The sequence below is a fragment of the Kitasatospora sp. NPDC033851 genome (genome assembly GCF_055576085.1).
Genome location: NZ_JBVIRL010000011.1, coordinates 88240 through 109171, shown reverse-complemented (window position 1 = coordinate 109171; position 20932 = coordinate 88240). Strand labels below are relative to the sequence as shown.

General features: G+C 72.0%; 21 protein-coding genes. 13 read left to right on the top strand and 8 right to left on the bottom strand.

The annotated features are described in order from the left end of the window. The first annotated feature begins 13 nt into the window (after positions 1–13). The gene (gene manA, locus ACZ51D_RS22065; RefSeq protein ID WP_465663336.1) at positions 14–1249 is read left to right on the top strand and encodes a mannose-6-phosphate isomerase, class I; all 1236 of its coding nucleotides are present in this window, start codon (positions 14–16) and stop codon (positions 1247–1249) included. Positions 1250–1326: 77 nt separating this feature from the next. On the opposite strand, the gene ACZ51D_RS22060 is transcribed toward manA, so the two are convergent. The 6 genes from ACZ51D_RS22060 to ACZ51D_RS22035 form a co-directional block, all read right to left on the bottom strand. Further along, on the bottom strand, positions 1327–1722 hold the full coding sequence (locus tag ACZ51D_RS22060) for a DUF2267 domain-containing protein (protein ID WP_360509170.1): 396 nt from the start codon (positions 1720–1722) through the stop codon (positions 1327–1329). A gap of 304 nt (positions 1723–2026) precedes the next feature. Next, on the bottom strand, positions 2027–2581 hold the full coding sequence (locus tag ACZ51D_RS22055; protein ID WP_465621235.1) for an acyl-CoA thioesterase: 555 nt from the start codon (positions 2579–2581) through the stop codon (positions 2027–2029). Beyond that, entirely contained in the window at positions 2578–2889 is a 312-nt protein-coding gene (locus ACZ51D_RS22050; RefSeq protein WP_360509167.1) for a hypothetical protein, read from the bottom strand. The genes ACZ51D_RS22055 and ACZ51D_RS22050 overlap by 4 nt, the downstream gene beginning before the upstream one ends. 498 nt (positions 2890–3387) lie before the next feature. Then, a complete protein-coding gene (locus tag ACZ51D_RS22045; RefSeq protein ID WP_465663335.1) occupies positions 3388–4776 on the bottom strand; it encodes an NAD(P)/FAD-dependent oxidoreductase in 1389 nt (462 codons plus the stop codon). 107 nt (positions 4777–4883) lie between these two features. Then, a complete protein-coding gene (locus ACZ51D_RS22040) occupies positions 4884–5375 on the bottom strand; it encodes a flavoprotein (RefSeq protein WP_465663334.1) in 492 nt (163 codons plus the stop codon). Positions 5376–5396: 21 nt separating this feature from the next. Continuing rightward, positions 5397–5840: an ATP-binding protein gene (locus ACZ51D_RS22035; RefSeq protein ID WP_465663333.1), complete on the bottom strand. Its 444-nt coding sequence runs from the start codon at positions 5838–5840 to the stop codon at positions 5397–5399. A 183-nt stretch (positions 5841–6023) separates the two neighbouring features. Between ACZ51D_RS22035 and ACZ51D_RS22030 the strand changes: the two genes are divergently transcribed. The 4 genes from ACZ51D_RS22030 to ACZ51D_RS22015 all read left to right on the top strand — a co-directional run bounded on the left by ACZ51D_RS22030 (position 6024) and on the right by ACZ51D_RS22015 (position 9573). Continuing rightward, a complete protein-coding gene (locus ACZ51D_RS22030; protein ID WP_465663332.1) occupies positions 6024–7286 on the top strand; it encodes a helix-turn-helix domain-containing protein in 1263 nt (420 codons plus the stop codon). Further along, positions 7283–7801, top strand: coding sequence for an NUDIX domain-containing protein (locus ACZ51D_RS22025; RefSeq protein ID WP_465663331.1), 519 nt, complete (start codon positions 7283–7285; stop codon positions 7799–7801). Before ACZ51D_RS22030 ends, ACZ51D_RS22025 begins: the two co-directional genes overlap by 4 nt. A 75-nt stretch (positions 7802–7876) precedes the next feature. Continuing rightward, positions 7877–8236: a hypothetical protein gene (locus tag ACZ51D_RS22020; RefSeq protein ID WP_465621225.1), complete on the top strand. Its 360-nt coding sequence runs from the start codon at positions 7877–7879 to the stop codon at positions 8234–8236. A gap of 116 nt (positions 8237–8352) precedes the next feature. Further along, entirely contained in the window at positions 8353–9573 is a 1221-nt protein-coding gene (locus ACZ51D_RS22015) for a GNAT family N-acetyltransferase (protein ID WP_465663330.1), read from the top strand. A gap of 88 nt (positions 9574–9661) precedes the next feature. Here the strand turns inward: ACZ51D_RS22015 and ACZ51D_RS22010 are convergent, their stop codons facing one another. Both ACZ51D_RS22010 and ACZ51D_RS22005 read right to left on the bottom strand, forming a co-directional pair. After that, positions 9662–10390: a hypothetical protein gene (locus ACZ51D_RS22010; RefSeq protein ID WP_465621221.1), complete on the bottom strand. Its 729-nt coding sequence runs from the start codon at positions 10388–10390 to the stop codon at positions 9662–9664. A 301-nt stretch (positions 10391–10691) separates the two neighbouring features. Beyond that, a complete protein-coding gene (locus tag ACZ51D_RS22005) occupies positions 10692–11177 on the bottom strand; it encodes a cysteine/serine endopeptidase inhibitor (protein ID WP_465621219.1) in 486 nt (161 codons plus the stop codon). 318 nt (positions 11178–11495) lie between these two features. Between ACZ51D_RS22005 and ACZ51D_RS22000 the strand changes: the two genes are divergently transcribed. The 8 genes from ACZ51D_RS22000 (at position 11496) to ACZ51D_RS21965 (ending at position 20908) form a co-directional block, all read left to right on the top strand. Next, positions 11496–11624 (top strand): hypothetical protein, encoded by a 129-nt coding sequence (locus ACZ51D_RS22000; protein WP_465663329.1) that lies wholly within the window; start codon positions 11496–11498, stop codon positions 11622–11624. Positions 11625–12230: 606 nt separating this feature from the next. Continuing rightward, positions 12231–13214: a TauD/TfdA dioxygenase family protein gene (locus tag ACZ51D_RS21995; RefSeq protein WP_465663328.1), complete on the top strand. Its 984-nt coding sequence runs from the start codon at positions 12231–12233 to the stop codon at positions 13212–13214. Continuing rightward, positions 13201–13407, top strand: a complete 207-nt coding sequence (locus tag ACZ51D_RS21990; protein WP_465663327.1) for a hypothetical protein — start codon at positions 13201–13203, stop codon at positions 13405–13407. The genes ACZ51D_RS21995 and ACZ51D_RS21990 overlap by 14 nt, the downstream gene beginning before the upstream one ends. A 26-nt stretch (positions 13408–13433) precedes the next feature. Beyond that, the gene (locus tag ACZ51D_RS21985) at positions 13434–15032 is read left to right on the top strand and encodes an ABC transporter substrate-binding protein (RefSeq protein ID WP_465663326.1); all 1599 of its coding nucleotides are present in this window, start codon (positions 13434–13436) and stop codon (positions 15030–15032) included. Between the two features lie 24 nt (positions 15033–15056). Next, positions 15057–16001 (top strand): ABC transporter permease, encoded by a 945-nt coding sequence (locus ACZ51D_RS21980; RefSeq protein WP_465621209.1) that lies wholly within the window; start codon positions 15057–15059, stop codon positions 15999–16001. Positions 16002–16005: 4 nt separating this feature from the next. After that, entirely contained in the window at positions 16006–16854 is an 849-nt protein-coding gene (locus tag ACZ51D_RS21975; protein WP_465621207.1) for an ABC transporter permease, read from the top strand. Then, positions 16851–18536 (top strand): ABC transporter ATP-binding protein, encoded by a 1686-nt coding sequence (locus ACZ51D_RS21970; protein ID WP_465663325.1) that lies wholly within the window; start codon positions 16851–16853, stop codon positions 18534–18536. Before ACZ51D_RS21975 ends, ACZ51D_RS21970 begins: the two co-directional genes overlap by 4 nt. Next, complete coding sequence (locus ACZ51D_RS21965) at positions 18533–20908, top strand: arylsulfatase (RefSeq protein ID WP_465663324.1); 2376 nt, start codon at positions 18533–18535, stop codon at positions 20906–20908. Before ACZ51D_RS21970 ends, ACZ51D_RS21965 begins: the two co-directional genes overlap by 4 nt. The last annotated feature ends 24 nt before the right edge of the window (positions 20909–20932 follow it).

Genomic DNA, 20932 nt, shown 5'->3' with positions numbered 1-20932 from the left:
CGGAGCCCCCCGCATGCCGCCCTCCACACTGCCTCCGTTCACGCGGCCTCCCTTCGCCCTGCTTCACAACCCGGTCCGCCGGTACGCCTGGGACTCGCCCACCGCCATCCCCGCGCTCACCGGCACCGAGCCCGACGGCACCCCGCAGGCCGAACTGTGGCTGGGCGCGCACCCGTCGGCACCGTCGTCCGTCCTGGGACCGGACGGCCCGCAGCCGCTGGACGAACTGATCCGCGCGCACCCGGACGGCATGCTCGGGCCGGACACCATACGGCGGTTCGGCCCGGAGCTGCCGTTCCTGTTCAAGGTGCTGGCCGCCGACCGGGCGCTCTCCCTGCAGGTCCACCCGAACCGTGCGCAGGCCGAGGCCGGGTACGCGGCCGAGGAGGCCCGGGGTGTCCCGCCGGACGCGCCGGAGCGGGTGTTCAAGGACCGTGGACACAAGCCCGAACTGCTCTGCGCGCTCGGAGAGTTCGAGGCGCTCTGCGGCTTCCGTCCAGCTGCCGACACGGCCGGACTGCTGGACGCGCTCGACGTGCCGCTGCTGGCACCGTGGGCTGCGGCGCTACGCGCACGGCCTTCCTCCGAGGTGCTGCCGGAGCTGCTGCGGAGCGCGCTGGCGTCCGCCCGCCCCTCGGCCGCCCAACTCTCGCTCACCGCGAGGGCCTTGGAGCGGGTCGCGGCCTCCGGGGGACCGTACGCGGAGGCCTGCGCCGGCTACGCCCGGGTCGCCGGGCAGTACCCCGGCGACCCCGGCCTGATCGCCGCGCTGCTGCTCAACCACGTCCGGCTCGCCTGCGGGCAGGCGCTCTACCTGGACGCCGGGGTGCCGCACGCCTATCTCCGGGGCCTGGGAGTCGAGTTGATGGCCAACTCGGACAACGTGCTGCGCTGCGGGCTCACCCCCAAGCACGTGGACGTCGACGGACTGCTGGCGGTCACGTCCTTCCGCACCGGGGTGCCCGACATCCTCGCACCGCGCCCCGCCGATGGCGGCATCGAGGAGGAATTCCCTTCGCCCGCCGAGGAGTTCATGCTCTCCCGGCTGCGCCCCGGCACCACCGCGACCCGCATCGAACTGCCCACCCCGCAGATCCTGCTCTGCGTCTCGGGGCATGCCCGGCTGCACGCTCCCGACGGAGCCGAACTCGCCCTTCCTGCTGGGGCGTCCGCCTACCTGCGCCCGGGCGCCGGACCGGTCGGGCTGACCGGCCCGGGCGCGGAGCTGTTCCGGGCTACCACGGGATAGCGGCCGGTAGCGGTCGGCTGCGGCAGGTTGCGGCCGGTAGCGGCCGACAGCGGTAGGTTGCGGGCCGGCCGGACCGCTCACGCCGGTGTGGGATGCCCGAACAGCAGGTCGTAGCCCTCCGGGAGCTGCTCGATCACCTGGTCGATCAGCTCCCCCGGAACCAGGTCGGCCAGCGTGCTCAGCACCGCCCCGATGTCCCACTGCGCCGTCGTGGTGGTCGCCCCGTCGATCCACCCGACCACGCCCTGGACGAAGCGCTCGGCGGTCAGCGGCTCGGCCGCGGGCTTGGCGTCGCGCAGCAGGGAGGCGTACGTCACGGGCAGCGCGTCGGCGAGTTCGAGCCGCTCGGACCCCACCAGGTGCTCGCCGAGCAGGGCGAGCACCACCCGGGCGGCGTGGTCCGCCTCGGCCTCACCCCGGTACTCGCCGCGCTCCACGACGCGGGCGAGGAAGTCCTCCCAGGAGATGGTCATCGCGTCCTCCTTCCGGTCGGCGGGATCCGGCAGGACCGACGGCGCTCTGCGCCCCGGGCCGGGGAGGGAGGTCGCAGCTGGTGACCGCCGTGGGACGTACCGGTGCCCGTGCTGCTCAGCGTAACTCGGCCCGCTGCCCTCGGGAACCGGCCCCTTGCCCTCGGGAACCGGCCCACTGCCCGCAGGCTCGACCAGGCAACCGGCCGGGCGCCGGAAATCCGGTCTGGCGGATCGACGCCGTTGTCGATCACGCCGCCGGCCCGGGGCGTCGGCCCCGGGGATCGCGCCGCGCCCGGGGCCGCTCTCAGCCCGCCGAGGCGCGGCAGCGCCTGCGCGGCCGGCGCGAGGAGGAGACCGCGCCGGCGGCGGCCCCGGGCGACACCCGCTGCGCCGGCGCCGTCGCCGTCGGGGTGGCCAGGGCGGCCTCGGCACGCGCCGTGTCCGGCATAAACGCCGAGAGAAAGCGTCGCTCGTCCGGGTTCAGGGTGCGCGAGCGGCCGGTTTCGCGGTCCCGCGCGACCACCACGGTCCGCGCCCGCATAAAGGTGAGCGGGTCCCGGCAGACATTCACCTCGACATGCGCGGAACTCCGTCCGAGCCGTTCCACGGTGAGCCGCACCGACAATGGCTCGGGGCGGTGGTGCAACTGCTCCAGATAATCGATCTCGTGCCGCGCGATAATGAAGCCGGACGGGAACAGCGATTCCCGGACGGCGGTCGCGTGGTGGCAGAACAGGTCGTAAATCCCCTCCTGGATGTAGCCGACCAGCCGGGCGTTGTTGATGTGCCCGTTCTCGTCGACGTCGCTCCACCGGGTGGGGCAGGCCAGCACGTGCGCGCCCAGGTGCACCGCGCTCACTGCTGCGCCGGCCCGGCACCGGCCCCGGCGGGGAGCAGCGCGCGCTGCAACCTGGCATAGTACCCGGAGTGTTCGACCGCCATCCGGGCCGCGGTCCACCCCTCCTCGGCGGCCTCCGCGGCAGCCTGGACGACCAGGCTGTCGAGCACCGCGTCGACCGAGCGGCACAACTCGGCTACCGCCGCGAGCCGCTCGGTCACGACCGACCCGCCCGCCACATTCCGGGACGGAAACGCGGCCAGCGAGTCCACCGCGAGCTGCAGATCGTCGAGTGTCTCCGGCTGGTTTTCCGAAGGGAAATTTCGCACGTTTTTCTCCAGGACTCAATCGGCCTCTACGGCCCGGTAGCTAGCGTTCGAATACACCGGATCGGTGTCGACCCCCCGACGCCTTCGACGCTATCCCAGTCGACGGGGGTCGGCAGATGGTTTTCGGACCGCGACGGGAAACTGACTTCCATCGGAGTAGTTTGCCGGGGTACACAATATGCCCTGTCAGCCGAACGCTGTCCGCAATTCGAGTGGTATCGCCGACGCGACGCCCAAGATCAACTACCTGGCGTCACGGATCTGCTAATAGCCTCCCCACCCCCTCGCCTCGGAGGGGCGACGACGCTCCTCACATCCCGCTCTGCCGCCCGATCCGCCAGGTGGACGGGCATGAAACCGTCGGCGGACGGGCCGATTCCGCTGGACGGCGCGTCCGAACGACCGTGGACCGTCCGGGGCCCAGCGCCGTCAGCGCCCGGACCCCAGCGCCGCTACCGTCCGGGGCCCAGCGCCGGTAGCGTCCGGACCCCCGCGCCGCTACCGCCCGGAGACCAGGTCCGCGACCCGGGCGATCGGCGAGGTGGTCGCCCGGCCGGACGCCTCCTGCCGGTCGGCGGCGTGGTACGCGGCATACATCGCGTGCACCCCCAGCCAGCGCAGCGGCTCCGGCTCCCAACGCCGCACCGTGTGGCCCACCCAGGGCAGCCGGGTCAGCTCGGTGTCACGCCGCAGCACCAGGTCGCACAGGGTCCGCCCGGCCAGATTGGTCGTGGTCACCCCGCTGCCGACGTACCCGCCCGCCCAGCCGAGCCCGCTCACCCGGTCCAGCTCCACGGTGGCGCACCAATCCCGGGGGACGCCGAGCACACCCGCCCAGGCGTGATCGATCCGGGCCTGCGCGGCAACCGGGAAGAACCGGTCCAGGATCGCGCGCAGTTGGACCACCGTCTCCACCTGGGTGCTGCCGTCCGAATCCGTCCGCGAGCCGAACCGGTACGGCACGCCGCGCCCGCCGAGCGCGATCCGGTCGTCGGCGGTGCGCTGCGCGTACATGTACGCGTGGGCGAAGTCCCCCAGCACCTCCCGGCCCTGCCAGCCCGCGTCCGCCCAGAACTCGGCAGGCAGCGGCTCGGTGGCGACCATCGCCGAGTTCATCGGCAGCCATGTGCGCCGCTCCCCGCGCAGCCCGGCGGTGAACCCCTCGGTGGCGCGCAGCACACGATCGGCGGTGACGGTGCCGAACGGGGTGACGGCACGCGGCTTCCGGTAGGCGGTGCCGGGCAGGATCGCAGTGACCGCCGTGCCCTCGTACACCTCCACCCCGAGGTCCCGGACGACCCGGGCCAGGCCGCGCACGAGCTTCGCGGGCTGGATGCGGGCGCCGTACGGGGTCCACGAGCCGCCGAGGGTGCCGGCGACAGTGACGCGGTCTGTGGCCTCCCTGGCACTCAGCAGCTCGAAGCGGCCCTCACCGTACGCGCGCTCGGCCTCGACGAAGGCCCGCAGGCGCTCCAACTGCGGCTTGCTCCTGGCGACTTCGAGGACTCCGCCGCGCACGACATCCGCGTCGATCCCCTCGGCCGTCGCCACATCGACGACCTCCCCGACGGCATCGTCCATCGCCCGCTGCATCGCCGCCGCACGCTGCTGCCCGTACCGCTTGGCGAAGGCGGAACGGCCCGCGAAGCCGTTGTACAGCCAGCCACCGTTGCGCCCGGAGGCGCCGTAGCCGCAGAACCGCCGTTCCAGCAGGGCGATCCGCAGCGAGGGGTCGGCCTTCTTCAGGTAGTACGCCGTCCACAGGCCGGTGTACCCGCCCCCGACGACACACACGTCGACGTCCCTGTCCCCCGGCAGCCCGGGCCCCGCCTGCGGCACCCCGCCCGCCGCGTACCAGAACGACACCTCGCCGTTGACCGCCGCCACCGGAAACCTCCCACACCCTCGCTGACCTGCCCGGACGCTACCCCGGCCCAGCCGACGCGAACCACCCCTCACACTGCCAGGAACGCCCTCCCCGACCAGCCACCCTGTCAGTCCCGCAGCAGCTCCAGAGCCCGCGTCCAGTTGTACGAGCCCGGCACGAAGTCCGCGACCCGCACCCCCATCCGCCGCAGCTTCGCCAGGCTCTCGCCGTAGGCGGGGTGAGCAGCCTGCGCGGCACTCAGGCACGGCTGCACGGCCACCGGGATGCCCCAGCCGTAGGACTCGCAGAGAATCCCGAGCGCAAGCGTGTCCGAGATGCCCGCCACCCACTTGTTGATCGTGTTGAACGTCGCAGGCGACACGACGATGGCGTCCGGATCCGGCAGCGGCCGAGGATCCCCCGGCTTCCGCCAGGCCGAGCGAATCGGATACCCCGTCTGCGCGGCGATCGCGTCAACGTCAATGAACCCGATGGCGTGGGGAGTCGCGACCACCCCCACATCCCACCCCTGCGCCTGCGCGGCCGAGATCAGCTCCCCCACCCCACCAGCCACCCCCGCCGCACACACCACGACATACAGCATCGGCTTCGTCGTCATTCCCAGCGCTCCCCTCTCCCGTCACCGCCGACTCACCACAAGATCGGCATGCACCACCTTCCCAAACGGCTCCGCCACTGCACCCCAACGCCCCTTCGTCAGCTCGTGGACCAGAGCCAACCCCCGATGCCCTTCCTCGTCCTCCCCCGCCACCATCAACGTCGGCATCACCCGCGACCCGTCCCGCACCGCCACCCGGACGGTCCGGTCGGTGACACGGCGGATCGTGACGGTCATCCTCGTCAGGCAGCCGGTCTTGGTGGCGTTCGTGACCAGCTCACTGACGATCGACTCCCCCATGTCGATCAGCTCCGCCAATTCCCACTCCACCAACTTCTCCCGCACCAACCGACGCGCCACAGAAGCCGATTCCGGCAGGTAGGGAAGGCGGGCCGTGGGCCGGAAGGGGACTCCGGTCGGGCCGACCAACCAACGACAGCTGCAGATGTTGGACGGTCGTCGCACGCTTCGCCTCGGCGGGCTGGCTCATCGCGGGTCACTCCTCAGTCGGGTCGGGGGGCCGAGCGGCTCGCGCTCACCCAATCCCCTTCAGAACCACCCCAAGGACTCCGACCCAGTGACTCCAAGTTGAGGTCAGCACACTCTCTGTGGCCGTACGATCGGATCACGCGTTCAAGGGAGCGAGTAGTGGACCGTCAACCGAACCCGCACCAGGTCATCGCGGGGCTCCTCGACGACCAGCGCTTCCTGGCGGCGTGCGCGGCACGCGACATGGGAGCCCTCTTCCGTCTCCTGAACTCCCGTGGCATCAGTACCCGTCGGCTGGCCGCAACCGTCGACATCACCCAAGGCCGGCTCTACGACTACATGAACGGCAAGACCCGCGTGGAGAAACTCGCATTGTTCGAACAGATCTCCGATGCGCTCCACATCCCCGGTCATCTGTCGGGTCTCGCCCGACGGCCGTGGGAGCCACAAGCCTCCGCTGCCAGGCCGCCGGCTCCCGTGTCCCCATGCGCGGCGGCCGACGACGACCTCTCCGCCGTGGAAGCCTTCCGCGTCGCCGACCGGCAAACCGGAGGTGGTCGGCTCTATTCCGCCGTCGTCCGGCACCTGTCCGCGAACGTGGCTCCGCGGCTGGTCGACATCGGCAGCAGCCCTCAGGTGTTCGCCACCGCCTCCGCGCTCACCGAGATGGCAGGGTGGATGGCACACGACTCGGGGCGCGACCGCCTCGCCGCGCACCACTTCACCCGTGCATTCACTCTGGCCCGAGCGGCGAGCGACCTGCCGCTCGCCGCTCACATCGCCGCCAGTACAAGCCACCTGGCCCTGCATGACGGCGATCCGTCCCTGGCCTCGTACTGGGCCACGATCGGCATCGATCTGGCCCGCCAGGGACCTCACCTGCCGAGCTTGGTGGCCCGGCTGCATGTCATGCGCGCCCGCGCCCTCGCCGCCGCCGGACAGTTCGGCCCCGCCATCCGCTCGCTCGAACTCGCCCAAGCAGCTCTCGCAGCCCCGGCCGACGAGTCGCATCCGTGGTTGAGCCCGTTCGACCACGCCACTCTCGCCAGCGATTCCGCGCTGATCTTCGCCGACCTGGGACGGCACTCCGACGCCCTCCGATGTGCTGAACAGGCCGTAGCGCTCCGCGAGGAGGGCCGCACGCGTTCGATGGCCTTCAGTCGGATCGCGCTTGCCCGTGCCCACATCCAGTGCGGCAATCTGGACGCTGCGGTCTCGGTCGGCGCCGACCTACTCGCCACCAGCCCCACACTCGGGTCCGTACGAGTCGTCAACCAACTCGACGATCTGGCCGGGCTCCTCGGCAGGCACCGCGACTACAGTCCCGTACAGGAGTACCTGGCACGATTCGATGAAGCGAGCCGGCCCCGGCTGCTCCTGCTCGCCGACATCATCCCGGAGCCACGGGGAGGTTCATCGTGAGGCCCGTACCCACCGATACAGAAGCCTGGAACGCCTACCTCGCCGAGGGCAATGCGAAGCAGGCCCGCAAGCGCGTCTCGGCCGATGTCATCCTGCGCGACGAGCGCGGCCGCGTCCTCACCGTCAACCCGACCTACAAGGACGGCTGGGACCTGCCCGGCGGCATGGCGGAGTCCAACGAGCCGCCCGACCAGGCCGCCGTACGCGAACTGCGCGAGGAACTGGGCCTCGCCATCGTGATCCACGGCCTGCTCGTCGTGGACTGGGTTGCTCCGCACGGGCCTTGGGACGACCAACTCGCCTTCATCTTCGACGCGGGCACCCTATCCCCCGCCCTCGCAGCCGCCGTCCGCCCACACGACGATGAGCTCTCCGAAGCCCTCTTCCTCCCGGCCCCCGACGCCGCCGCTCGCCTCCGCCCGCGCCAGCGCCGGCGCCTACGCGCCGCCCTGCGGGCACTCGCCGACAACCGGACCCGCTACCTGCACAACGGAGCAGAGCCATGGCAGATCTGAACCGGCCGATGCCGCGCTGACGATGACGTCGTCGGAGTGGCAGAAGGTGTACCTCCCGACCGAAGGGTGACAACCATGACCGATGATGGCGGCCGGATCTTCCGTGAGGCGTGGATCGCCGGGGTGCGCAAGCACTTCCCCGGCGATCCGAAGCCCGGCTACACCACCCCCTGGGACCAAACGCCCAACTGGGAACGCGCCTCCGCAGCAGCGGTGTTCGGGCAGGTCCGCGACTTCGTCGCCGTCAGCGCGGGCACCACCGCCAAGCTCACCCGCGAGCAGAAGGGCCGCTTCGTCGCCACCTGCTGGATCGCCCAGATCCACAAACACATCGACGACCCCAAGCCCGCCTACGTCGCCGACTGGGACGACCTGCCGAAGTGGCAGCAGGAAACCGATGCCGACATCTTCGAGACCATCGAGCGCGCCGTCTGAACCCCTTCGCCGCGCCGCCCGTAGGTAATTCGTTTGACCTCGGAACGCTGCAGCGCTGCACTGTGGCAGGGGCACTGCAAGCCGTGGTGCCGGTTCCGGGGGAGGCAGCGGCAGCAATGCGCATTCGTTCCACGACCGACCAGGACCTCGGTGTCTTCGTCGACACACTGCATGCCGCGTTCGGGCGGTTCCCCGAGACTGCGGCCGAGGACGGCAGCGGGGTCTGGTGGTCGGCGCTCGAGATCGACCGCGGCCTGCTCGCCGTCGCGCCGGACGGGAAGCCCGTGGGTACCGCCTGTGCGTACTCCTTCGAGCTCACGCTGCCCGGTGAGGCCGTCGTCCCGGCCGCGGGCATCAGCTGTGTCGGTGTCCTGCCGTCGCACCGGCGTCAGGGCGTGCTCACCGCGATGATGCGTCACCAGCTCGGGGAGCTGCGGGAGCGGGGGGAGTTCCTGTCCGTCCTGCTGGCGTCGGAGGCGCCGATCTACGGCAGGTTCGGTTACGGCCCGGCGACCTACACGGAGCGGTTGACGGTGTCGCGCCGGCAGGGCGACTTCACTCTCCCTCGGGCGCGTGGGGCAGCCGAGGTGCCTGCGTCCGGCTCGGTCGAGGTGCTGCGGCGTTCGGAGTGCGGCGAGATCCTGGAGGAGGTCTACGACCGGTACCGCCGCGCGCAGCCGGGCGCGTTGTCGCGGCCGCACCGCTGGTGGGCTTCGGGTGCGGGGCAGCCCCCGGTCGCCCGGGCGCCGCGCTACGTCGCCGTCCACCGTGATGTCGACGGCGTTGCGGACGGGTACGCCAGCTACTCGCTCGGCGATGACGCCCTGACGGTCGACGAGACCATCGCCACCGACGACACCGTCCGCACGGCCCTGGCCCGGTTCGTCCTCGACCACGATCTGGTCACCCAGGTGGTGTTCAAACACTTCGCGCCCGAGAACCCGCTGCGCTGGCAGCTGGCGGACTTCAACGCCGGCCAGCTGGGCAACAGCACCGACTGGCTCTGGGTGCGGATCCTGGATGTGCCGCGCGCGCTGACCTCGCGCGGCTGGTTCGGTGACGGGGAGTTGGTCCTCGACGTCGACGACCCGTTCCTCGGCGAGCGGGGCCGCTACCTGCTGACCGTCCGGGACGGCAAGGCCGAGTGCGTTGCGACGGACCGCGAGCCCGATCTGTCCCTGGATGTCCGCGACTTGGGCTCGGTCTATCTCGGCGGCACCGCCCCGAGCACGCTGGTGCGCGCCGGCCACATCCGGGCCAACCGCCCGGGTGCGGTCGCGCTCGCCGACGCCCTCTTCCGCGCCGAGCGACCGCCGCACTGCCTGCACTGGTTCTGATCCGGCACACGCCCGCCGGCCCCCGCCCGCACCAGGGCGGGGCCCGGCGGGCGTGCGGGCGAAGCGGGGGGCTCGTTCGACCGGGCGTTCACGCGTGGGCGCTGATCTGGCCGCCGGCCGAGAGCACGATGTAGACGCCGTTGGCGTCGACTCCGACGTCGTGCCCGTTGGTCTCCAGCGTGCCGTACACCGCGTTGTCGATGCCGAGGATGTCCGCGCGGTACTTGAGCTCGCCGGTCTTGGTGACCTTGACCGTCCAGTCGCCCGCGAGCTTGAACGTGCCCGGGCCCTGGTGCCCGCCGCCCATCCAGGCGTGGACCGTGCCGTCCAGCGAGAGCACGATGAACATGTCGTTGGCGTCGAGTCCGGCGTCGGTGTCCTTCGCGTCCAGCGTGGCGAGGACGTCACCACCGTGGACGATCTTGGCGACGAAGTGCTGGGGGGCGACTTCCCGGATCTCGGCCGTGCTGCCGTCCGGCAGGGTCTGGGTGTGGGCGCCGGGCGCCGGCTTGCCCGGGGCGGTCGCCGTGCCGGTGGGCCGCGCGTCGGGCTTGGCGGCCGTGGTGCCGGTGCCGGGCTTGGCGGCCGGAGGGGCGGTCGGCGCGCTGGGCGCTCCGGGCGTCGTGGCCGTGGCGGCCGGGGACGCCGGGGCGCTGGGCGCGCCGGTTGCCGCGGCCGTGGCGACGGGGGAGGCCGCGCTCGCTGCGCCGGAGCTGCTGCTGCAGGCCGTTGCGGCGGGTACCAGCAGCGCGACGGTCAGGACGGTGCCGGCCAGCGTGCGGGCAGTGGTCGCGCGGCGGGTCGTCGAGAGGGACATGCTGGTTCTCCTGAACGAAGTACGGCTGGGGACGGGCACGTTGCCCGTTCCGTGCCCTGCGGAGATCGGCCGGCGGGCGACGGAGCGGCGTGCACGATCGAAACTAGTCCGAACAGTCGACGGAATGACACATTCCGTGTCACCGGACTGCAACGCCCGGGCTGCGAACGCCTGAGCTACAACGCCCGGGCTGCGATGCCCGGGGAAGGCCGCACCGATGATCCGGCCTGCCACGCGAACCGGCCGTGCCCGCCCCCGTCATGCTGCGGGGGCGGGCACGGGCCTGTCGGACCGGTCGGTCTCAGCCGATGCTGGAGCCGGTGACGGGGGCGGAGAGTTCGACGGTCTCGCCCTTCAGGCCGGTCTTGACGAACTGCCAGGTGAGGCCGCTGATGACGCCCTTGTCCAGCGGGGCCAGCTTGGCGAACGCCGGCTTGCTGAGGTCGATGTGGGTGGAGTCGCAGGAGGGACACTGGTCCTTCACCGGGACGGTGATGGTCTTGCCCTGGTAGGTCACCTTGACCGAAATGCCCTTGCAGACGGGGTCGTTGTTCGGGTTGGCGGTGGTCCACCAGGAACGCGGGACGGCCACCAGCATCTGCGACGAGGCGTTGATCTGGGTGCCGCACGCACCGTAGCCCGAGTCGGTGTAGTAGGTGGCCTTGCCGGTCATGGGCTTGTTGATCGGGATCGCGGCGCTGGCGGAGCCGGCCGTGAGGGCGATGAGAGCGGCTGCGGCGAGCGGGGCGCCCGCGAGGATCCTGAGGTTCTTGCCAATGGCGCGCATGGTTCGTTCCCTCCGGTTGCAGTGCTGGGAAAGCCTGGCTGCTTGTTTTTCTGGCGTTCTCTTCATGGGCATGACAGGTCGAAGTCGCCATGTCTGCGTGGCAGTTCGGCGACCCGATGCCCGCCCTTGCGAAGGGAACGTATGCGCTCCTCCTCGGCGTGGTCCAGACCTCCACAATGTTGGCATGAACACAAGGCAAGGATCTTTACGAATGCGGCCGAAGGGGCGAAGATGCGTGACCACTCCGCCACGCAGGGTGTTGACAGGCCGTCACCCACCTGACTGTCCCGTACACAGCCGCCCCGGAGGTCCCGTCACATGCGCACCGCTCTCGCCGCCCTGCTCCTCGGCGTCGCCCTGGCCCCGGCCGTCCTGGCCCCGGCCGCCATTGCCGCCGGCGCGCCCCGCGAGGTGAACCAGGGCTACAGCATCCGGTCGGCGGCGTGACCGACCTCGGTGCGCTGCCCGTCCTCGGCGGCCTCGGGCTGGACTTCGCCCGACTCCTCGGACAGTGACCGCCGGCAGTCACCGAAGGTAACTTCCGTACGGCTCCGGGCAGGCGTCAGCCCCGGCGCGGGAACCGCCCGCGCCGGCCCGGATCACTTCCGCTCCGCACCTGGGCACCTCCCGCACCGGCACCACAGGGCCGACCTCCCGCCCACGGCGCGCCCGCCATCCGTCATCCTCCGCAACGGGCGGCAATGGGCCGCAACAGGCCGCAAGGAACCGCAAGCAGCCGCAATGAAGCGGCAACACCCGTTCCCACCAGCCAAGATGGTGATTGACAGCGGCCTGCGCGCTTCAGCACGATGAGCACCGAGCCCACTCGCAGCGAGCCGGAAAGGAGGGGCCGATGCACACCGTCGTCCGCCCCGTTCCCCGCCGCTGCCCGCGCCGTTGTTGTCGCGGCGCGCTCGCGTTCTGACCGTCCGCCAGTCCGGACCGGCCCCTCCCGCACTCCTCGCCCCGCGCTGCGCCGTGCGACCGTGCCTGCCGCGCCAGGCACCACCACACATCACTCTCAGTCACCACACTCCCCGAAAGGGCTCCGCCATGACCACCACCGCCCACACCACCGCCCAAACCACCCCCACCACCGCCCACACCGCCCCCAGCCTCACCCCCGTCGCCGGCCGCATCGGCGCGATCGTGCACGGCATACTCCTCGGCGGCGACCTCCCCGCCGAGACCGTCGCCGCCCTCGAGGCCGCCCTGTACGAGCACAAGGTGCTCTTCTTCCGCGGCCAGCAGCACCTGGACGACGCCGGGCAGGAGGCCTTCGCCCGGCTCCTCGGCCACCCGGTCGGCCACCCCACCGTGCCCAGCGCGGACGGGCGTTACATCTTCGAGCTGGACGCCACCAAGGGCGTGCGCGCCAACAACTGGCACACCGATGTCACCTTCGTCCCGTCGTACCCGAAGGCCTCCATCCTGCGCGCCCTGGAGGTCCCGGCGGCCGGCGGCAGCACCGTCTGGGCCAACACGGCGGCTGCCTACCAGGACCTGCCGGCGCCGTTGAAGGCGCTCGCCGAGAGCCTGCGCGCCGTCCACACCAACGACTACGACTACGCCGCCCGGCTCGCCCTGCGCCCGGAGCTGGCGGACAACGCCGAGGTCGCGAAGCTGTTCCGGGACGTCTTCGTCTCCACGGCCTTCAAGACCGAGCACCCGGTGGTCCGGGTCCACCCGGTGACCGGCGAGAAGACCCTCTTGCTGGGCGCGTTCGCGCAGCGCATTCAACTTCTCTCGGGCGACGACAGCAAGGCGCTGATCGACCTCTTCCAGCGCTACGTCGAGCGGCTGGAGAACACCGTCCGCTGGGACTGGCAGGTCGGCGACGTGGCGATCTGGGACAACCGCGCCACCCAGCACTACGCGGTCGCGGACTACGGCGACGAGCCGCGGCTGGTGCGCCGGATCACGCTGGACGGCGACCTGCCGGTCGGCGTGGACGGCGTCCCGAGCCGTCTGCTGGAGCCGGCCGACCCGCCGCGGGTGCCGGGCCTGGTGCCCGCCGAGTCGCTTGAATCCAACTGATCTGCGGCACAAGGGCAGCGGCCTAGCCACCCCGCTGCCCACCGGCGACGACCGCCGGGATGCCGACGCCGCCACCGTCCTGCGCACGGTGCTCGACCGCAGGCCGATCGCCCGCACGCTGGTGGCCGTCGGCACCCCGGTGCTCGGCGAGCCGTACGCGCGGCCGGTCCACGCGCCGGCCCGCCACCTCTGACCGCCTCACCACTCCCAGGGACCGCCATGACCGCGCTCACCCGTCCCCCCGCCCCGAGCCGCCGCGCCCTGTTGCGCGCGGGCCTCGCCGGTGCCGGCCTGCTGACGCTCGCGGCCTGCCGGTCCGCCGTCGACGAGGCCGCGAACGCCGCCAGTGCCGGCGACGCGGCCGACGCCGTGGACACCCCCCGCAAGGGCGGCGTCCTCTCCGTCGCCACCGGCATCGACTTCACGCCGAGCCTGCTCTTCGCCCAGAGCGCCAACACCCTCGTCCAGCGCCTCGTCTTCAACACCCTCACCAGATACGACGACCGGCTCCGGCCGCAGCCCGAACTCGCCACCGCCTGGGAGGTCGCGCCGGACGGCACCAGCGTCACGCTCAAGCTCCGCGAGGACGTCACCTTCCACAGCGGCCGCCGGTTCACCGCCGACGACGTGGTCTTCGCGGTCAGGAACCTCCAGAACCCAGCCCGCTCGGCCCAGTTGCGCTCGACCGCCGCCACCGTCACCGATTTCCGCAAGAACGGCGACTTCGAGCTGACCCTGGTGCTCGCCCACCCGGTCAGCAATCTCTTCGACCTCTTCGAGTTCATGATCATCCCGGACTCCGGCACCGTCGAGGACGCCGTCTCCGGCACCAGGCTGATCGGCACCGGCCCGTTCACCCTCACCGACCGCAAGCCCGGCTCCTCGCTCACCTTCGCCCGCAACGACGCGTACTGGAACCCCGGCCGGCCGTACCTCGACGGCGTGGAGATCCGGATCGTCCCGCAGGCCGAGTCCCTGCTGTCCTCACTCAAGACCGGCCAGACCCACCTGTCGTACAACGTCCGCGGCCAGGACGTCGCCGGCCTCCGCGGCGACCCGCGGTTCCGGATCAAGCAGTACGACACCGGTTCCGGCGCCTCCTACATCGGCGTCAACGTCAGCGCCGAGCACGTCGGCGACAAGCACGTGCGCCAGGCCATCGCCTGGGCCGTCGACCGCGAGCGCTTCGTCCAGCAGGCCCTCGGCGGCTACGGCAGCGTCTCCTCCGTGCCCTGGCCCCCGTCCTCCCCCGCCTACACCGAGGCCGGCGCCACCCACTACCGCCACGATCCACAGAAGGCGCGCGCCCTGCTCAAGGAGGCCGGCCTGGAGCGGATCACCCTGCCCTTCGCCCACTCCAGCGAGCCCGGTGCGACGGCCGTCGCCCAGATCCTGCAGTACGACCTCCAGCAGGTCGGCATCGACACGGTGCTCCAGCCCACCGACTCACCGACCATGCAGAAGCAGCTCATCTCCCAGTCCATGCCCGCCCTGTGGACGCTCAGCCACGGCTTCGCCCAGCTCCACCCGGCCACCCTCGCGGTGAGCGCCTACCCGTTCAACGAGGCCAAGAACAGCTCGCGTTTCGCCTCCCCCGCCTACACCGACGTGGTGCAGCGGGCCTGGAACCGCGGCGACAGCGACAGTCCCGAGGCCAAGGCCCTCTACCAGCAGATCACCGACGTGCTGCTGGACGAGGAGTTCGTGATCGACCTCGCCATCGCCGGACTGGTCGAGGTCGCGGGCCGCAAGGTCCGCGGCGCCACGCTCAACAAGTTCGGCTACCTCAACCTCGACGACGCCCAACTGACGGCCTGAGCAGGACGGCCCGGTACCCGACCCATGCGCACCTTCCTCCTCAAACGCCTCCCCAGCGGACTGCTGGTCCTGGCCCTCGCCTCCTTCCTCGTCTTCCTCATCCTCCGCCTCATCCCCGGCGACCCGGCCACCTCGCTCGCCGGTCCCGACGCCTCCGCCGCCTCCGTCGAGGCGATCCGCTCCCAACTCGGCCTGGACCGACCGCTGTTCGGCCAGTACGTCAGCTGGCTCGGCCACCTGCTGAGCGGCGACCTCGGGCCGAGCTACGCGATCGGCGGCCAGGTCGCCGACCTGATCGGCGACGGACTCGGCGCCACCACCCAACTCTCCCTTGCCGCGCTGCTGTTGGTGGTGCTGATCGCGCTGCCGCTGGCGGTGGCCGGCGCGACCGCCCGGAGCCGTCCGGTCGCCGCCGCCATCCAGGCGGTCACCACGGCCGTGCTCGCCGTCCCGCCCTTCGTCACCGGCGTCGTGCTGGTCCTGGTGTTCGCCGTCTCGCTCAGGCTGCTCCCGGCCGGCGGCCACGAATCCCTGCTGGACGCCCCGGACCTCGCCGTCCAGTACCTGGCGATGCCCGCGCTCTGCCTCGCCCTGCCCAGCGCCGCCGTGCTCGCCCGCTACCTCAAGGACGGCATCGAACGCGCCCTCGCCGAGGACTACGTCCGCACCGCGACCGCGCTCGGCGTCTCCCGGCGGCGGATCGTCTGGCGGCACGCACTGCCCAACGCCCTGCCCTCCGCCGTCACCGTCCTCGGCCTGCAGATCGGCCATCTCATCGCCGGGGCCGTCCTGGTGGAGCGGATCTTCGCCTGGCCGGGCCTCGGCCGGCTGATCGAGCAGGGCGTCGCCCGCCGCGACTACCCGGTGGTACAGGACCTGCTGCTGCTCGTGGTGGCGGTCTACGTCGCCGTCCAACTGCTCACCGACCTCGCGTACGCCTGGCTCGACCCCCGGATCCGTTGGGAGTGACCCGATGACCACCGCCACCCTTCCCCTCACGTCCCCCGCGACGCAGCGCCGTCACCTCTCCGCCCTGCGCACCTGGCGCGGTCTGACCGGCCTCGCCCTGGTCGGCGTGGTCGCGCTCGGCGGGCTGCTCGCACCACTGCTCACCGGCACCGACCCGAACGCCCAGAGCGCGCTCGCCCTGGCCGGCCCGAGCGCCGATCACCCCTTCGGCACCGACGACCTCGGCCGCGACCTGTTCAGCCGGGTGCTGCACGGCATCGGCACCGACCTGGCACTGATCGTCACCGCCGTCCCGGTCGGCGCGCTGCTCGGCTGCTCGGCGGCGCTGCTCGCGGCCACCTCCCGGTGGGCCGACCTCGCCGTCCAGCGGTCCTTCGACCTGCTGCTCGCCTTCCCCGGGCTGATCCTCGCCCTCGCCGTGACCGCCGTCCTCGGCCCGGGCCGCTGGCCGGTGGTGATCGTCGTCGCCCTGGCCGAAATCCCGGGCTTCGGACGCCAGTTGCGGGCCGGGATCCTGGTCCAGCGGGAGCGCGAGTACGCCCTGGCGGCCCGCGTCGGCGGCGCCTCCCGGGCCCGGGTGCTGCTGCGGCACGTGGTGCCCAACGCCGTCGACCCGCTGATCGTGCAGACCGCCGTGGCGCTCTCGCTGGGCGTGTTCATCGAGGGTGCGATGAGCTTCCTGGGCCTCGGGGTCCGTCCGCCGGAGCCCACCCTGGGCAGCATCCTCAGCCAGTCCGTCGCCTACCTGGCCACCGACCCGACCTTCGCGGCCGCCCCGCTGGCCGCCACCACCGCGCTGGTGCTCGGCTTCACGCTGATCGCCGAGGCCCTGAACCGGGGGATCCGCCGATGACCGCCACGCTCCGCGAACCGGACCGCATTCCGGACTTCACCCCGGAGCCCACCCCGGACCGCGCTGTGCTCCAAGTCTCCGGCCTCACCGTCCGGTTCGGCGCCGCCGCTGCCACAGCCGACAGCGCCACCACCGCCGTCGACGCCGTCGACTTCGAGCTCGCGGCGGGCGACACCCTGGGCATCGTCGGCGAGTCCGGCTCCGGCAAGTCCACCACGGCCCTCGCCCTGCTGCGGATGCTGCCGCCCGGCGGCGCGATCACCGCAGGATCGGTCCGACTCGCCGGGCAGGACCTCGCTGCCCTCCCAGAGGAGGCGCTGCGCGCCCTGCGCGGCCGGCGGATCGCCATGGTCTTCCAGGACCCGATGTCCTCACTCAACCCGGTCCTCACCATCGGCCGGCAGCTGGACGAGGCGCTGCGTGCCCACGGCAGCCGGTCACGGAAGGCCGAACGGCTGGCGCGTGCCGCCGAGTTGCTCGACCTGGTCGGCATCCCGGACGCCGCCCGACGGCTGCGCGACCACCCACACCAGTTCTCCGGCGGCCAGCGCCAGCGCATCATGATCGCCCTCGCACTGGCCCACGACGCCGAGGTGCTGGTCGCCGACGAGCCGACCACCGCCCTCGACCCGACCGTCCAGCGGCAGATCCTCGGCCTGCTCACCCGGATCAACCGGGAGAGCGGCACCGCGCTGGTGGTGATCAGCCACGACCTCGGCGTGATCGCCCGGACCTGCCGTCGACTGCTGGTCATGCGCCACGGCCGGGTGGTCGAGCGCGGCCTCACCGCCGACCTCCTCACCGCGCCCCGGCACCCGTACACCCGCGAGCTGCTGGCCGCCGTCCCGCGCCTGGACGAACCCTCCCGGGCCGCCGCCAACAGCACCCCTGGCGCCCGACCCCTGCTCACCGTCCGGGGCTTGACCAAGATCTACGGATCCCGGAAGAGCAGTCGGACCGCCCTGCACGGCGTCGACCTCGACCTGCACCCCGGCGAGACGCTGGGCCTGGTCGGCGAGTCCGGCTCCGGGAAGTCCACCCTCGCCCGGGCGCTGGTCCAGGTGCACGCACCCTCGGCGGGCAGCATCCGCTTCCGTGGCGAGGAACCGGGCCGACGGCCGCACCGCGAGGTCCAACTGGTCTTCCAGGACCCGTACTCCTCGCTCAACCCCCGGATGACGGCCGGGCAGATCATCGCCGAGCCGCTGATCGCCCACGGCCTCGGCGATCGCGCCCAACGGGCCGCCCGGGTCGCCGAGTTGTTGACCCAGGTCGGGCTGGATCCGGCCACCGCCGACCGTCTCCCACGCGCCTTCTCCGGCGGCCAGCGCCAACGCATCGGCATCGCCCGGGCGTTGGCGCCCGAGCCGAGCGTACTGATCTGCGACGAGCCGGTCTCCGCCCTCGACGTCTCGGTCCAGGCCCAGGTGATCGACCTGCTCGCCCGGCTGCAGCGCGAACTCGGCCTGGCCATCCTCTTCATCGCCCACGACCTGGCCGTCGTCCGCCGGGTCAGCCACCGGATCGCGGTGATGCACCGCGGCCGGATCGTCGAGACCGGCCCGGCCGACCGCGTCGTCACCGCGCCCGAACACCCGTACACCGCCGAGCTCCTGGCCGCCGTCCCGCGCCTGGAGCCCCTACCGGCCGCCACCCGCGCCACCACCCGGAGCAGCATATGACCACCGCACCCGAAGCGAACCCGCACCGCCGCGACCCGTACGCCGGCTTCCCCGGCACCGTCGGCCGCACCTTCCGCGAGTCCACCCCCGCCTGGCCGCAGCGGGTCCGCCCGCGCGAGGGCGCGCCCAACATCGTCGTCGTCCTGATCGACGACATGGGCTACAGCGACATCGGCCCGTTCGGCTCCGAGATCCCCACCCCGACCCTGGACCGGCTCGCCGCCACCGGCGTCAAGCTCGCCAACTACCACACCATGCCGCTCTGCTCCCCCGCCCGGGCCGCCCTGCTCACCGGCCTCAACCCGCACCGGGTCGGCTACTCCTTCGTCGCCAACGCCGACCCGGGCTTCCCCGGCTACGGCATGGAAGTCGCCGGGGACATCCCCACCCTCGCCGAACTGCTCCACGACGCCGGCTACGCCACCTACGCCGTCGGCAAGTGGCACCTCACCCGCGACTCCGCCTCCAACGCCGCCGACGACCGCGCCAACTGGCCGCTACAGAAGGGCTTCGACCAGTACTACGGCGTCCTGGAAGGCCTCACCGGCCTCTTCCACCCGCACCAACTCGTCCGTGACAACAGCCCGTTGGACATCGACGAGTTCCCCGACGACTACTACTACACCGACGACATCACCGACCAGGCCATCAAGATGGTCAAGTCGCTGCGCGCCCACGACGCCGACAAGCCCTTCTTCCTCTACCTCGCCCACAACGCCGTACACGGCCCGCTGCAGGCCAAGCCCGCGGACCTGGCCCGCCACCAGGGCCGCTACGACGACGGCTGGGACGAGCTGCGCCGCGCCCGTTTCGCCCGCCAGCTCGCCGCCGGCCACTTCCCGGCCGGCACCGAACTGCCCGAGCGCAACTCCGAGGCCGGCTACGAGGTCGACCCCTGGGACGAACTCACCGACGTGCAGAAGAAGTTGTACGCCCGCTACATGGAGGTGTACGCGGCGATGGTCGACAACGTCGACCAGAACCTCGGCCGCCTCACCGACACCCTGGCCGCCCTCGGCGAACTCGACAACACCGTCATCGTGTTCACCAGCGACAACGGCGGCACCGGCGAGGGCGGCGCCGAGGGCACCCGCAGCTACTTCAGCCGCTTCGTCCACCACCCGAACCTCCCCGACGACTGGAACCCGGACGTCGGGCGCGAGATCGACCTCATCGGCGGGCCGCAGAGCCTGGTCCACTATCCGCGCGGCTGGGGCATGGCCTCCAACACCCCGTTCCGCCTCTACAAGGGCCAGACCTACGCGGGCGGCGTCCGCGTACCCTTCGTGCTCTCCTGGCCGGCCGGCCTGCCGCGCGCCGAGGGCGACAGCGGCGTCCGCGCCCAGTACCAGTACGTCACCGACATCCTCCCCACCCTGCTCGAACTCGCGGACCTGGAACGGCCGTCGGAGCGGCGGGAGCGTCCCGTCCAGGAACTCGACGGCATCAGCTTCGCCGCCGTCCTGCGCGACGGCACGACCCCCAGCACCCACCACGAGCAGTACTGCGAGATGACCGGCAACCGCAGCTACTACCGCGACGGCTGGAAGCTGGTCACCCTGCACCGCCCCGGCACCCCGTACGACGACGGCGAGTGGGCGCTGTACGACCTGCGCACCGACCCGACCGAGATCCACGACGTCGCCGACGAACACCCCGACCTGGTCAAGGAGTTGTCCACCGCCTGGGAGGACGCCGCCTGGCGCGACGGCGTCTTCCCGCTCGCCGACGGCAGCGGCGCCCTCGCCCTGCGCGGCCCCGAGGCGGACCGGCTGCGCCGCCCGGTCACCCTGCTGCCCGGCACTCCCGAGCTGGAGCGCTACCGCTCCTCCCGGCTGATCTCCTTCCGCTCCTTCACCGTCGAGGTCGCGCTCGACGGCTACCGGGCGGGCGACCAGGGCGTCCTGGTCTCGCACGGCGACCAGGGTGGCGGCTACAGCCTCTACGTCGAGGACGGCCGGCTGCGCCTGGCCTACAACCAGTACGGCGAACTGCTGGAGGCCGACGGCGGTCCCCTGCCGGAAGGCACCCGGCTGGTCACCCTGGAAGCCACCGCGGTCGCCGGCCTCGCGTGGGAGTTCCGACTGCTCGTGGACGGCGACGAGGCCGGAACCGAGACCGGCACCGAGGCCGGAACCGGGGCCGGCCGCCTCGGCCCGGTGCACCAGCTGATCGGCATGGCACCGTTCCAGGGCATCAGCGTCGGCATCGACCGCAAGTCCCCGGTCTCCTGGCCGGTGTACGAGCGCCACCGCTCCTTCTGCTACACCGGCGCGCTGAAGTCCGTCACCTACCTGCCCGGCGACCCGGCGCCGTACGACCCGGAGACGGTCGCCCGGGCGCTGCGCGAGGCGGCGGCCGCCTTCGAATAGCACGCGGCAGGACGGATCCCCGGC

What these genes read in the sequence shown, in the direction of transcription:
- manA (WP_465663336.1), top strand. Translation starts at nt 14, where the DNA reads ATGCCGCCCTCCACACTGCCTCCGTTCACGCGGCCTCCCTTCGCCCTG.
- ACZ51D_RS22060 (WP_360509170.1), bottom strand. Translation starts at nt 1,722, where the DNA reads ATGACCATCTCCTGGGAGGACTTCCTCGCCCGCGTCGTGGAGCGCGGC.
- ACZ51D_RS22040 (WP_465663334.1), bottom strand. Translation starts at nt 5,375, where the DNA reads ATGACGACGAAGCCGATGCTGTATGTCGTGGTGTGTGCGGCGGGGGTG.
- ACZ51D_RS22020 (WP_465621225.1), top strand. Translation starts at nt 7,877, where the DNA reads ATGACCGATGATGGCGGCCGGATCTTCCGTGAGGCGTGGATCGCCGGG.
- ACZ51D_RS22015 (WP_465663330.1), top strand. Translation starts at nt 8,353, where the DNA reads ATGCGCATTCGTTCCACGACCGACCAGGACCTCGGTGTCTTCGTCGAC.
- ACZ51D_RS22010 (WP_465621221.1), bottom strand. Translation starts at nt 10,390, where the DNA reads ATGTCCCTCTCGACGACCCGCCGCGCGACCACTGCCCGCACGCTGGCC.
- ACZ51D_RS22005 (WP_465621219.1), bottom strand. Translation starts at nt 11,177, where the DNA reads ATGCGCGCCATTGGCAAGAACCTCAGGATCCTCGCGGGCGCCCCGCTC.
- ACZ51D_RS22000 (WP_465663329.1), top strand. Translation starts at nt 11,496, where the DNA reads ATGCGCACCGCTCTCGCCGCCCTGCTCCTCGGCGTCGCCCTGGCCCCG.
- ACZ51D_RS21995 (WP_465663328.1), top strand. Translation starts at nt 12,231, where the DNA reads ATGACCACCACCGCCCACACCACCGCCCAAACCACCCCCACCACCGCC.
- ACZ51D_RS21985 (WP_465663326.1), top strand. Translation starts at nt 13,434, where the DNA reads ATGACCGCGCTCACCCGTCCCCCCGCCCCGAGCCGCCGCGCCCTGTTG.
- ACZ51D_RS21980 (WP_465621209.1), top strand. Translation starts at nt 15,057, where the DNA reads ATGCGCACCTTCCTCCTCAAACGCCTCCCCAGCGGACTGCTGGTCCTG.
- ACZ51D_RS21975 (WP_465621207.1), top strand. Translation starts at nt 16,006, where the DNA reads ATGACCACCGCCACCCTTCCCCTCACGTCCCCCGCGACGCAGCGCCGT.
- ACZ51D_RS21970 (WP_465663325.1), top strand. Translation starts at nt 16,851, where the DNA reads ATGACCGCCACGCTCCGCGAACCGGACCGCATTCCGGACTTCACCCCG.
- ACZ51D_RS21965 (WP_465663324.1), top strand. Translation starts at nt 18,533, where the DNA reads ATGACCACCGCACCCGAAGCGAACCCGCACCGCCGCGACCCGTACGCC.